We start from the raw sequence: 11,726 nt of genomic DNA on the forward strand, positions 1-11,726 counted from the left end.
TCCGGCCCACAATCGGCACCGGTCAGGAACTCACGACGCACGATAAAACGGCTTATCCCCTAAAATCGTGGCCCGATGCATAATGCGCCGCTGCGGCAGATAATCCGCATTGGCGTAATGTTGCGTCACACGGTTATCCCAAATCGCCACATCGTCAGGCTGCCAGCGCCAGCGCACCTGAAACTCTGGTTTAGTGACATGCGCAAACAGGAACCCGAGTAGCGCTTCGCTCTCTTTCTCCGTGACATCCACAATCCGCGTGGTAAATCCCTCGTTCACAAACAGCGCCTGTTTACCGCTTACCGGATGCGTGCGCACCACCGGATGCAGTAACGGGGGATGTTTGGCCACCGCGTCCAGCCAGCGCTGGTGCTCTTCTTCCGTCTTACGGTATTTGTACTCCTGGAACGATTTGCGGAAATCATGCTCTGCCCGCAGGCCGCTCAGCAACTGACGAAACGGTTCAGAGAGCGCTTCAAAAGCGGCAATCCCGCTGGTCCACAGGGTGTCGCCCCCGGTTGATGGCAGCTCTTTCGCCGCTAAAATCGCCCCGGCAGGCGGCGTGTCAATAAAGGTTACATCGGTGTGCCAGTTATCGTTATCTGGCGGATTATCGTTGTGAGTATCCAGCACGATAATCTCCTCCACGTCCTCGGCGTGCGAGTAGACCGGATGAATATGCAGATCGCCAAAACGTAGCGCCAGCGCACGCTGCTGTTGCGGCGTAATCACCTGCTCACGCAGAAACACCACCTGGTGACGCAGTACGGCGTGATAAAGCTGCTCAAACTGGTTATCGCTCAGCGGGCGCGCCAAATCCGCACCGGTGATTTGTGCGCCAATATACGGCCCCAGCGGGGTAATGCTCAGACGTTCACTCATTGTACTTCTCCATGCCAGGGCGTCAGACGACGTTGAAGCGCGCGCAGACCCAGTTCTAAAATAAAGGCGATAACGGCAATTACCGCGATCCCCGCCAGCACCACATCCGTTGCCAGAAATTCACCGGCGGACTGGACCATAAAACCCAAACCTCGCGTGGCGGCAATCAGCTCTGCGGCCACCAGCGTTGACCAGCCGACACCCAGCCCGATGCGCAGCCCGGTGAGTATTTCCGGCAATGCACCGGGTAAAATAACAAACCACAACACCTGCGCACGGCTGGCCCCTAGTGATTGTGCGGCGCGTACTCTTACCTGCTGCGCGCTGCGGACACCGGCCAGCGCCGACATCGCAACAGGCGCGAAAATCGCCAGATAGATCAGCAAGATCTTGGAGGTTTCACCAATACCAAACCAGATCACCATCAGCGGTAAATAGGCCAGTGGCGGAACCGGACGGTATAATTCAATGATCGGATCGAGAATGCCGCGCATCGTCGGGCTCAGGCCCATCGCGATCCCAACTGGGACGCCCAGCAGCACGGCGGCCAGCAGGGCGATAACAATTCGCGCCAGGCTCGCTGCCAAATGTTGCCACAGCGTGGCATCCATAAATCCCTGTGGCCCGGCAATAACGAGCAGTTTTTGCAAAACCTGCCCTGGCGGCGGCAAAAACAGCGGGCTGATTAATTGCAGCGCTGCCACCGTCCACCACACCGCCAGAATGACGGCCAGCGTACCAAGGCTTAACGTTATCTGACGTGAAAGCGGCCAGCGCCAGTTCAGCGTGCGCTGTCGCGGTTTATCATTAATAACTACGCTCATGAGAACGCCTCCCGTTGCGCAAAGACGCGGCTTAACACGTACTCGCGCATGGCAATAAACTGCGGCTCGGACTTAATACTGCGACTCGACTCTCCAGCCACAAAGCGCCGGGCAAAATTAAGCGGCAGACGCTCCATCACCCGACCAGGGCCGGATGAGAGCAGCACCAGCTCGGTGGCCATAAATACCGCTTCTTCAATATCGTGGGTAATCAATAGCACCTGTTTGCCCGTCTCATGCCACAACTTCAGCAGCAGAGTTTGCATCTGCTCGCGGGTAAACGCGTCGAGCGCACCAAACGGTTCATCGAGCAGCAGGAGCTGTGGATTGGCCGCCAGCGCCCGGGCAATACCAACACGCTGACGCTGGCCGCCAGAAAGCTGCCAGATAAAACGTTTGCCCGCGTCCTCCAGCCCGACTTTCTGCAACATCTCCAGGGCAATACGCTGACGCTGAGGTTTATCCACTCCCGCCAGCTGCAGACCAAAAGCCACGTTGTCCTGCACGTTACGCCAGGGCAGCAGACCTTCGTTCTGGAATACCACCCCGCGCTCCGCGCCTGGACCTTCCACCTTCTTACCTGACAGCGTAATGCTGCCATGCTGATACGGCACGAACCCGGCAATCAGATTTAGCAGCGTGGTTTTGCCGCAGCCGGAAGGCCCGAGTACCACCAGCAGTTCGCCGCTATCAAGCGTCAGGTTGATATCATCCAGCACCGGTTTTCCACCGTAGCTGGCTGCGAGGTGAGAGATTTGCAGCATCAGCGCCTCCTTTTATTGCACGAAGCGATCGGTAACGTACTGGCTGTAATCTGTCGCGACGGCGGGGACTTTGCCCTGCTCTTTGAGGAACTGCGCGGTGTCGATAATGGCTTTGTTCACCGGTCCGATCAGTTCGGCAGTCTGCTGTTGCGGCGTCAGGTAAGTGTTACCTTTCACCAGTCCCGGCACATCCGCTTCCGGCACGCCGCTTAAACGCGACAATTTGCTGATATTCTCCGGCTGCTTCAGCCACTCATCGGGATTAGCGATATAAGGTTGCTGCGCATCAATCGCGCTTTTGGCAAAGGCTTTCACCACCTCGGGATGTTTCTCGGCAAAATCTTTGCGCACCACCCACACGTCCAGCGTCGGTGCGCCCCACTCACCAACCTGCGATGAGTCGGTTAACACCTTGCCGTCTTTTTCCAGCGCATTGACCGCCGGCGCCCAGACGTACGCGCCGTCAATATCCCCGCGCTGCCAGGCAGCAATAATCGCCGGTGGTTGCAGGTTCACAATCTCCACCTGACCGGGTTTAATCCCCCAGTGTTTCAACGCCGCCAGCAGGCTGTAATGGGTGGTGGAGATAAACGGCACCGCAATGCGTTTGCCAATCAAATCTTGCGGTTTACTGATGTTTTTCTTCACCACCAGCGCTTCAGAATTGCCAAGTTTTGATGCCAGCAGGAAAACCTCAATCGGCACCTGCTGACTGGCAGCGACCGCCAGCGGGCTGGAGCCAAGATTACCGATCTGCACGTCGCCGGAAGCCAGCGCCCGCACGATGCTCGCGCCGCTGTCGAATTTGCGCCAGTCAACGGTGGCCCCGCTCTCTTTAGCAAAGGTGTTATCCGCCTGCGCCACTTTGGCGGGTTCCGCGGAGGTCTGATAGGCGACGGTGACGTTCACCGCCTGCGCCTGAAATGCGATGAATGCCAGTGCACCGAGAAGTGCGTTACGCGATGAAATAGCCATGATTGTCTGCTCCCCTGTCTTGTTATGGAGGCAGTATTTCGTTGCGGCACAATTTGATAAAGGAATTAAAAATTCTGGCTAAGAACAAAGCGTTTTTAGAAAAAAAGCGGCAATGGTTAGCAATTTCGCTCATTACAGAACGTAGGCCTGATAAGCGCAGCGCCATCAGGCACTGTTGCCGGATGGCGGCGCAAGCGCCTTATCAGGCCTACACTCGCTGTAAATTATTGCGATTTTGTTACATTCGTTACATAACTGCGTCTGGATGATTGCCAGCGTGGCGCTGGCAGGCATCATAGATATTCTTGTCAGGCAAAAGAGCAATATCATGATTCATGTTGTGCTGGTAGATGACCATGTGGTGGTGCGTTCCGGCTTTGCGCAATTACTCGGTCTCGAAGAGGATCTCGCCGTTATCGGCCAGTACAGCAGCGCGGCAGAGGCCTGGCCGGCATTACTGCGCGAGGACGTCAATGTTACGGTCATGGATATCGCCATGCCGGATGAAAATGGTCTGAGTCTGCTAAAACGGCTGCGGGCGCAAAAACCCGGCTTTCGCGCCATTATTCTCAGTATTTATGACGCGCCGACGTTTGTACAAAGCGCGCTGGATGCCGGGGCCAGTGGCTACCTGACCAAACGCTGCGGACCAGAGGAACTGGTGCAGGCAGTACGATCGGTCGGTATGGGCGGGCATTACCTGTGCGCCGATGCGCTGCGGGCGCTACGCGGCGGCGAACAGCCCGCGCAGGTACTGGAAGTACTGACCCCACGCGAGCGCGAAGTGTTTGAGCTGTTGGTCAAAGGCGACAGCGTAAAAGAGATTGCCTTCAAGCTCGACCTCAGCCACAAGACGGTGCACGTTCATCGGGCGAACGTACTGGGCAAACTGCAATGCCACAGCACCATCGATCTGGTGCATTTTGCCCTCGACCACCAGCTATTAACGGGGCATTAATGTCGCGTAGCCTTCGGCATTGGGTTATTTCTCTGTTTATTCTGCTGGCATGGGGATCGGGCTGGCTGATGCTGTGGACGTTAGGTTTTTACCTGACCCACAATGGTCAGCAGGCGGCATTATTTCTGCCGCATGGCGTGTATCTCGCGCTATTGATCCTGCTGTCTCGCCGCTACTGGCCCGCGCTGGTATTGCCGCCGGTATTGATCCTGTTCTGGCTGCACAACGAACAGTTACTCAACGGTTATCTTCTGCTGACCGCACCGCTGATAAGCCTGATACCGGCCAGTATCGGTCAGTCATACTGGCACCGCTTCCCGCTTTACTGGCAGCGCTTAACCCTGCTGCTGGCCGCGGTGACGATCACTTCATTGCTCAATACCGCCCTGCTTTCACCGTTTATCCAAAGCCCGGCGACGTTAATAGGTCTGGCGTCGTTTACCGGTGGTGTGCTGCTGACGCCGTTTGTCTATCTGATCTATGAATTTTTGCGCCAGCAGCACCGCTATCATTTGCTCGGGCTGGATACCACCAATCCCCCGCTGCGCACCTCACTTATCATCTGGTGCAGCCTGTTTTTTATTATTGGCATCGGCACCCAGATGGTGCTGTCGCCGGAGATCGAGCGCCTGCTGCTGATCGTGGTGTTCTTACCGAACGTGGTGATGGCGTGGAAATTTGGCTGGCAGGGCGGCGTGTTGTCCGGATTGCTCGGCAGTATGATGATCACCATCGCCCGGCAAATCGGCGTCGGGTTCAGCAACTTAGTGGAGCTGGAGATTTCCCTCGCCACCCAGGCGCTGCTGGGCATAGGGCTGGGGATCGCCATCAGCCGCCAGCAGCATCTGGCGCAAAACCTGCACCATTATCGCCAGCGTCTGGAAAGCGAACTGGCGGCGCGACGCGCGCTGACCGAACAACTGATCCGCACGGAAGAAAACACGCGCAAAAACCTGGCTAGGGAACTGCATGATGAAATTGGTCAGAACATCACCGCCATTCAAATTCAGTCTCAACTGGTTAAACGTTCGCAGGGTCCTGAGCAAACGCTCGACGCGGCAAATCAGATCAACGATCTTGCCCGGCGTATCCACCACTCGACCCGCCAGCTACTGCGCCAGCTACGCCCACCCGCGCTTGACGAGCTGACTTTTAAAGATGCGCTGCACCATCTGGTGAATGAATTTGCCTTTGCCGAACGGGGTATTCACTGCCGGTTTGATTACCGGCTGGCAAATACGCCTGAAAATGAAACGGTGCGCTTTACGCTGTACCGTCTGTTGCAGGAATTGCTCAATAACGTCTGCAAACATGCCGATGCCAGCGAGGTGTCGATTGCGCTGCGCCAACGGGATCACTGCCTGGTGCTGGAAGTCACGGACAACGGCGTGGGCATTCTGCCGGAAAAAATTCCCGGTTTCGGTATCCAGGGAATGCGTGAGCGGGTCAGCGCGCTCGGCGGCGAGCTGACGCTCGAATCGAACAGCGGCACGCGGGTAATTGTTAACCTGCCCACAAATTTGCAACAAATCAGCCACTAACCAGGAAAAAGTCTTAGCCACTGCGGACTTTCTCTCATCCCCTTTCGATTTCACTTTCTTATAGTCAGCAAAACGGAGACGGCTATGCGTACCGACATCAACCAACAATACCGGACGCTGCGTCCACAGCTGCTGATGTGCATGGTCATCGGGTACGCCGCGTTTTACCTGACGCGCAAAAGCGTTAACTACGTGCTCCCGGCACTGCAAATGGATCTGGGACTGGATAAAAGTGATATCGGTCTGTTGGGATCGCTGTTTTACCTGACCTATGGTTTGTCGAAGTTTACCGCGGGACTGTGGCACGACAGCCACGGGCAGCGCGCATTTATGGGCATTGGCCTGTTCGCTACCGGCATCCTGAACGTGGTGTTCGCGTTTGGTGAATCGCTGACGCTACTGCTGGCGGTCTGGACGCTGAACGGATTTTTTCAGGGCTGGGGCTGGCCGCCCTGCGCTCGCCTGCTGACCCACTGGTACTCGCGCAACGAACGTGGATTCTGGTGGGGCTGCTGGAATATGTCGATCAACATCGGTGGCGCCGTTATCCCACTGATTAGCGCCTTTGCCGCCCACTGGTGGGGCTGGCAGGCAGCGATGCTGGCACCGGGGATTATCAGCATGGCGTTAGGTATCTGGCTCACCCTGCAACTGAAAGGCACGCCCCGGGAAGAGGGATTACCGACGGTTGGGGAATGGCGGCATGATCCGCTGGAGCTGCGTCAGGAGCAGCAAAGCCCGCCGATGGGACTGTGGCAAATGTTGCGCACCACCATGCTGAAAAACCCGATGATCTGGCTGCTTGGCGTGTCGTATGTACTGGTTTATTTAATCCGCATTGCGCTCAACGACTGGGGCAATATCTGGCTGACAGAAAGCCACGGCGTGAATTTGCTCAGCGCCAATGCCACGGTGATGCTGTTTGAGGTCGGCGGCTTGCTCGGTGCGCTGTTTGCCGGATGGGGATCGGATCTGCTGTTCAGCGGTCAGCGTGCGCCGATGATTTTGCTGTTCACGCTGGGGCTGATGGTCTCCGTCGCCGCGCTATGGCTGGCGCCGGTGCACCACTACGCGCTACTGGCTGTCTGTTTCTTTACGGTGGGCTTTTTTGTGTTTGGCCCGCAGATGCTGATTGGCCTCGCGGCGGTGGAGTGCGGACACAAAGCAGCGGCAGGTTCAATTACCGGTTTTCTCGGGCTATTCGCCTATCTGGGGGCCGCGCTGGCGGGTTGGCCGCTGTCGCTGGTCATAGAACACTACGGCTGGTCGGGAATGTTCAGTTTGCTCTCGGTTGCCGCTGTCTTTATGGGTTTATTGCTGATGCCACTGCTCATTGCGGGCATTACCCCTTCTCTCAGTCAAAGGATAAAACAATGAAACTGACGCTTACCTCTACCCTGATTGCTTCCGCGCTGACGCTGGCGGCCTTCAGCAATGCAGCCCAGGCGCAGGGCCGTCTGGTGGTGTATTGCAGCGCCACTAACGAGATGTGCGAAACCGAAACCAAAGCCTTCGGTGAAAAATATGATGTGAAAACCTCATTCATTCGCAACGGCTCGGGCAGTACGCTGGCGAAAGTCGATGCCGAGAAGAAAAACCCGCAGGCGGACGTCTGGTACGGCGGTACGCTGGATCCGCAGTCCCAGGCCGGTGAAATGGGCCTGCTGCTGCCGTATAAATCACCCAATCTCGAACAGATCATGGAGAAATTCCGCGATCCCGCGAAGGTGAAAGGCAATCTCTCCTCGGCGGTTTACGTCGGTATTCTGGGCTTTGGCGTCAATACCCAGCGCCTGAAAGAGAAAAACCTGCCGGTGCCAAAATGCTGGAAGGATCTGACCAAACCGGAATACAAAGGTGAAATCCAGATTGCTGACCCGCAAAGCTCCGGTACCGCCTATACCGCGCTGGCGACCTTTGCTCAGCTGTGGGGTGAAGATCAGGCCTTTGACTACCTGAAACAGCTCAACGCCAACGTCTCTCAATACACTAAATCAGGCATTGCCCCAGCGCGTAACGCCGCCCGTGGCGAAACAGCGATTGGCATTGGCTTCCTGCACGACTACTCGCTGGAAAAAGAACAGGGCGCACCGCTGGAGCTAATTTCACCGTGCGAAGGTACTGGCTATGAGATCGGCGGCGTTAGCATTCTGAAAGGCGCGCGCAACCTCGACAACGCCAAACTGTTCGTTGACTGGGTACTGTCAAAAGATGCTCAGGAGCTGGCGTGGAAGAAAGGCAAGTCCTATCAGATCCTGACCAACACCACCGCCGAGACGTCGCCTAACTCGCTGAAACTCGACGATCTGAAGCTTATCAATTACGACATGGATAAGTACGGCTCGACCGACGTGCGTAAAGAGTTGATCAATAAGTGGGTCAGCGAAGTGAAGATGGGTAAATAAACCTACATCGGCGATCATTTGCCGGGTGCGGCGTAAATACCGCATCCGGCCTGGAATACCGGAACCGCTATGTCACACACACTTGCACTCCATCCCGTGAAAAAACGGGATGCGATATTTCTTTGGGTTTTGCTTGGCTGGCTGGCGTTTGCCCTGTTGCCAAGCTGGAGCCTGGACTACGGTCTGCTGGAGTCGACAGGCGAGGAAATACTCGCCGCCTACGGTTGGTCACAGTTCAATATCAGTTGGCTGTGGTATCTGCTGCCAAGCCTGCTGCTGGTTCGCCCGTTCCATGAAGCTAAACGCGAACAGCGCGGCCGCCATTATCTTGACGCGGGCTGGGCATTTTTCTGTATGGCGTTTATCGTCACCAGCGCGACCCTTGAAGGGCGTGGCTTAGGCTATGCCACCATCGTGCTATTTATCGCACTTGGCGCGATCATGACCCTGGCGCTCACCCGTCTGGAATGGCTGGGCGGCGACCGTTTCGTCATCGGCTCGCTCACCGCGATTGTCGCCCTGATCGGTATTTTTATCGTCTGGCCGAGTATCGCGATTTTTATTCCGATGTTCACCAACGACGCTGGGGAATTTGCCCCGCTGGCGTTTATGAATGTGCTGTCTCAGGCGCATATCATTCAGGTGATCCTCAACTCGATTATGCTGTCGATTGCCGTCGGCGTCGGCTGTACCTTCTTTGGTCTGGTACTGGCTATCTATACCACCCGGATCGCCAGACGCAGCGCTATTATCGGACGAATTTTCTCGATTCTGCCAATCGTCACCCCGCCGTTTGTCGTAGGTTTAGGCGTCACGCTGATGATGGGGCGCTCCGGCTATATCACCGAATTTATGGTCGAATGGTTTGGCTTAACCAACACCAACTGGCTGTACGGTTTTACCGGCATCTGGCTGGCGCAGGTGCTGGCCTTCACGCCGATGGCGTTTATGATCCTCGACGGAGCAATCAAAACCATTCATCCGTCGCTGGAAGAAGCGTCATACACCCTCCGTGCCAGCCGCTGGCAGACCTTTAACGGCGTGTTTGTCCCGCTGCTGAAACCCGCGCTGGCCAACGCCTTTTTGATTGTGGTTGTGCAATCGCTGGCTGACTTTAGTAACCCGCTGGTGCTCGGCGGTAACTTCGACGTGCTGGCAACGCAAATCTACTTCTACATCACCGGTTCGCAGCTCGACTACCAGGCCGCCAGTACGCTGGGTGCATTCCTGCTGCTGTTCTCGCTGCTGGTGTTCTGCGTGCAATATATGTGGATTGGTAAACGCTCATACGTCACCGTTTCCGGTAAATCCTACCGGGGCGACGTGCAGCCGCTGCCGGTGACGCTGGTGTGGAGCGTGGTCGCGCTGCTGGCGGTGTGGATTGCCTTTAACGCCCTGTTGTACGGCAGCATTTTCTACGGCAGTTTCACCGTTAACTGGGGCGTGGACTACACCCTGACGCTGGCGAACTTTACCAAACTGTTCGGTCAGGGGATGAGCGACGGCGCATGGCCTTCACTGCTCGACACCCTGCTCTACGCCGGGATTGCCGCGCCGATCACCGCCATCTTCGGCCTGCTGATCGCCTGGGTAGTCGTGCGCCAGCAGTTTAAGGGCAAGAAGACCATCGAGTTCACCACCATGCTGTGCTTTGCCGTTCCGGGCACCGTCGCGGGCGTATCGTACATTCTGGCCTTTAACAGCGCCCCGGTGTACCTCACTGGTACGGCGGCAATTGTCATTATCTCGATGGTAATGCGTAACGTCCCGGTCGGCATTCGCGCGGGTATAGCTGGACTCGGCCAGATCGATAAATCACTGGATGAAGCCTCGCTCAGCCTGCGCGCCGGTTCGCTGCGTACCATTACGCACATCCTGCTGCCACTGCTACGCCCGGCGATCCTTTCGGCGCTGATTTACAGCTTTGTGCGCGCCATTACCACCGTCAGCGCCATTGTGTTCCTCGTCACGCCGGATACCCGTGTAGCGACGGCCTACATCCTGAACCGCGTGGAAGATGGCGAATACGGTGTGGCGATTGCCTACGGTTCCATTCTGATCGTGGTGATGCTGGCGATTATTTTCATCTTTGACTGGCTGATCGGTGAATCACGAACCTCCCGTTCAAAAGCCAAAAACCAGGCGTAATGGAGCGCACTATGACTCAGAAAAATTTCGTTGAACTGCGCAACGTCACCAAACGATTTGGCAGTAACACGGTTATCGACAATATCAACCTCACCATCCCGCAGGGGCAAATGGTGACGCTGCTCGGCCCATCCGGTTGTGGTAAAACCACCATTTTGCGCCTGGTCGCCGGGCTGGAAAAACCGAGCGAAGGGCAGATTTTCATTGATGGCGAAGACGTCACCCATCGCTCAATTCAGCAGCGTGATATCTGTATGGTGTTTCAGTCCTATGCCCTGTTCCCGCATATGTCGCTGGGAGAGAACGTGGGTTATGGCCTGAAGATGCTCGGCGTATCCCGCGCTGAGGTGAAAGCCCGTGTCAAAGAGGCACTGGCGATGGTGGATCTGGAAGGATTCGAAGACCGCTTTGTCGATCAGATCTCCGGCGGTCAGCAACAGCGCGTGGCGCTGGCGCGCGCATTGATCCTCAAGCCGAAAGTGCTGCTGTTTGATGAGCCGTTGAGTAACCTCGACGCCAACCTGCGTCGCAGCATGCGCGACAAGATCCGCGAACTGCAAAAGCAGTTTGATATCACCTCGCTGTACGTCACCCACGATCAGAGCGAAGCCTTTGCGGTTTCCGATACCGTGCTGGTGATGAACAAGGGGCACATCATGCAGATCGGTTCACCGCAGGATCTTTACCGCCAGCCCGCCTCGCGCTTTATGGCAAGTTTTATGGGTGACGCCAACCTGTTCCCGGCCACCTTCGGTGACCAATACGTTGATATCTACGGCTACCACCTGCCGCGCCCGCTGCACTTTGATACGCAAGGCGAAGGTATGGTCGGCGTGCGCCCGGAAGCGATCACGCTCAGCGATCGCGGCGAAGAGAGTCAGCGCTGCGTGATCCGCCACGTGGCGTATATGGGACCCCAGTATGAAGTCACGGTGGAATGGCACGGGCAGGAGATCTTATTGCAGGTCAACGCTACGCGTTTACAGCCGGACGTCGGCGAGCAGTATTACCTCGAAATCCATCCGTACGGCATGTTTGTTCTGGCGGATGCGGCATAACGTTTTGTGGCATTGTAGGCCGGATAAGGCGCTTGCGCCGCCATCCGGCAATGCCTGATGCGCTGCGTTTATCCGGCCTACAGTGAACGATGTAGGCCGGATAAACTCTCAGCTTCGCGCTTTTAGCGCGGCAATATCCGCAGGCGTGGTGCGACAGCACCCGCCAATCAA

General features: G+C 56.5%; 11 protein-coding genes. 6 read left to right on the forward strand and 5 right to left on the reverse strand.

The features are described from left to right. Positions 1 to 30 precede the first annotated feature (30 nt). The 4 genes from tauD to tauA are packed head-to-tail and all read right to left on the reverse strand — an operon-like array spanning position 31 to position 3,445. Positions 31 to 882 carry a taurine dioxygenase gene (gene tauD / locus FDX03_RS02380; protein ID WP_137345424.1) on the reverse strand — a complete coding sequence of 284 codons (852 nt, stop codon included), beginning with the start codon at positions 880 to 882 and terminating at the stop codon, positions 31 to 33. Further along, positions 879 to 1,706 (reverse strand): taurine ABC transporter permease TauC, encoded by an 828-nt coding sequence (gene tauC, locus FDX03_RS02385; RefSeq protein ID WP_061067396.1) that lies wholly within the window; start codon positions 1,704 to 1,706, stop codon positions 879 to 881. The genes tauD and tauC overlap by 4 nt, the downstream gene beginning before the upstream one ends. Further along, positions 1,703 to 2,470 carry a taurine ABC transporter ATP-binding subunit gene (gene tauB / locus FDX03_RS02390; protein ID WP_137345425.1) on the reverse strand — a complete coding sequence of 256 codons (768 nt, stop codon included), beginning with the start codon at positions 2,468 to 2,470 and terminating at the stop codon, positions 1,703 to 1,705. The genes tauC and tauB overlap by 4 nt, the downstream gene beginning before the upstream one ends. A gap of 12 nt (positions 2,471 to 2,482) precedes the next feature. Next, complete coding sequence (tauA, locus tag FDX03_RS02395) at positions 2,483 to 3,445, reverse strand: taurine ABC transporter substrate-binding protein (RefSeq protein WP_137345426.1); 963 nt, start codon at positions 3,443 to 3,445, stop codon at positions 2,483 to 2,485. 328 nt (positions 3,446 to 3,773) lie between these two features. On the opposite strand from tauA, the gene FDX03_RS02405 reads away from it, so the two are divergent. From FDX03_RS02405 to fbpC, 6 genes are all read left to right on the forward strand, one after another. Continuing rightward, entirely contained in the window at positions 3,774 to 4,403 is a 630-nt protein-coding gene (locus FDX03_RS02405; RefSeq protein WP_115602356.1) for a response regulator transcription factor, read from the forward strand. Continuing rightward, on the forward strand, positions 4,403 to 5,944 hold the full coding sequence (locus FDX03_RS02410) for an MASE1 domain-containing protein (protein ID WP_137345427.1): 1,542 nt from the start codon (positions 4,403 to 4,405) through the stop codon (positions 5,942 to 5,944). The genes FDX03_RS02405 and FDX03_RS02410 overlap by 1 nt, the downstream gene beginning before the upstream one ends. Before the next feature lie 84 nt (positions 5,945 to 6,028). Continuing rightward, on the forward strand, positions 6,029 to 7,321 hold the full coding sequence (uhpC, locus tag FDX03_RS02415; protein WP_137345428.1) for an MFS transporter family glucose-6-phosphate receptor UhpC: 1,293 nt from the start codon (positions 6,029 to 6,031) through the stop codon (positions 7,319 to 7,321). After that, entirely contained in the window at positions 7,318 to 8,349 is a 1,032-nt protein-coding gene (locus FDX03_RS02420; RefSeq protein ID WP_137345429.1) for an ABC transporter substrate-binding protein, read from the forward strand. The genes uhpC and FDX03_RS02420 overlap by 4 nt, the downstream gene beginning before the upstream one ends. 69 nt (positions 8,350 to 8,418) lie before the next feature. After that, positions 8,419 to 10,497: an iron ABC transporter permease gene (locus tag FDX03_RS02425; protein ID WP_137345430.1), complete on the forward strand. Its 2,079-nt coding sequence runs from the start codon at positions 8,419 to 8,421 to the stop codon at positions 10,495 to 10,497. 11 nt (positions 10,498 to 10,508) lie between these two features. Further along, positions 10,509 to 11,555, forward strand: coding sequence for a ferric ABC transporter ATP-binding protein (gene fbpC / locus FDX03_RS02430; RefSeq protein ID WP_115643803.1), 1,047 nt, complete (start codon positions 10,509 to 10,511; stop codon positions 11,553 to 11,555). A gap of 108 nt (positions 11,556 to 11,663) precedes the next feature. Here the strand turns inward: fbpC and FDX03_RS22950 are convergent. Then, positions 11,664 to 11,726: homocysteine S-methyltransferase family protein (locus tag FDX03_RS22950; RefSeq protein ID WP_249356976.1), on the reverse strand; the 63-nt coding region annotated here is incomplete at its 5' end.

Source organism: Citrobacter sp. wls827 (assembly GCF_005280875.1).
In the GTDB taxonomy this organism is placed as follows: domain Bacteria; phylum Pseudomonadota; class Gammaproteobacteria; order Enterobacterales; family Enterobacteriaceae; genus Citrobacter; species Citrobacter youngae.

What these genes read in the sequence shown, in the direction of transcription:
- FDX03_RS02425 (WP_137345430.1), top strand. Translation starts at nt 8,419, where the DNA reads ATGTCACACACACTTGCACTCCATCCCGTGAAAAAACGGGATGCGATA.
- tauA (WP_137345426.1), bottom strand. Translation starts at nt 3,445, where the DNA reads ATGGCTATTTCATCGCGTAACGCACTTCTCGGTGCACTGGCATTCATC.
- tauB (WP_137345425.1), bottom strand. Translation starts at nt 2,470, where the DNA reads ATGCTGCAAATCTCTCACCTCGCAGCCAGCTACGGTGGAAAACCGGTG.
- FDX03_RS02420 (WP_137345429.1), top strand. Translation starts at nt 7,318, where the DNA reads ATGAAACTGACGCTTACCTCTACCCTGATTGCTTCCGCGCTGACGCTG.
- FDX03_RS02410 (WP_137345427.1), top strand. Translation starts at nt 4,403, where the DNA reads ATGTCGCGTAGCCTTCGGCATTGGGTTATTTCTCTGTTTATTCTGCTG.
- tauC (WP_061067396.1), bottom strand. Translation starts at nt 1,706, where the DNA reads ATGAGCGTAGTTATTAATGATAAACCGCGACAGCGCACGCTGAACTGG.
- FDX03_RS02405 (WP_115602356.1), top strand. Translation starts at nt 3,774, where the DNA reads ATGATTCATGTTGTGCTGGTAGATGACCATGTGGTGGTGCGTTCCGGC.
- uhpC (WP_137345428.1), top strand. Translation starts at nt 6,029, where the DNA reads ATGCGTACCGACATCAACCAACAATACCGGACGCTGCGTCCACAGCTG.
- fbpC (WP_115643803.1), top strand. Translation starts at nt 10,509, where the DNA reads ATGACTCAGAAAAATTTCGTTGAACTGCGCAACGTCACCAAACGATTT.
- tauD (WP_137345424.1), bottom strand. Translation starts at nt 882, where the DNA reads ATGAGTGAACGTCTGAGCATTACCCCGCTGGGGCCGTATATTGGCGCA.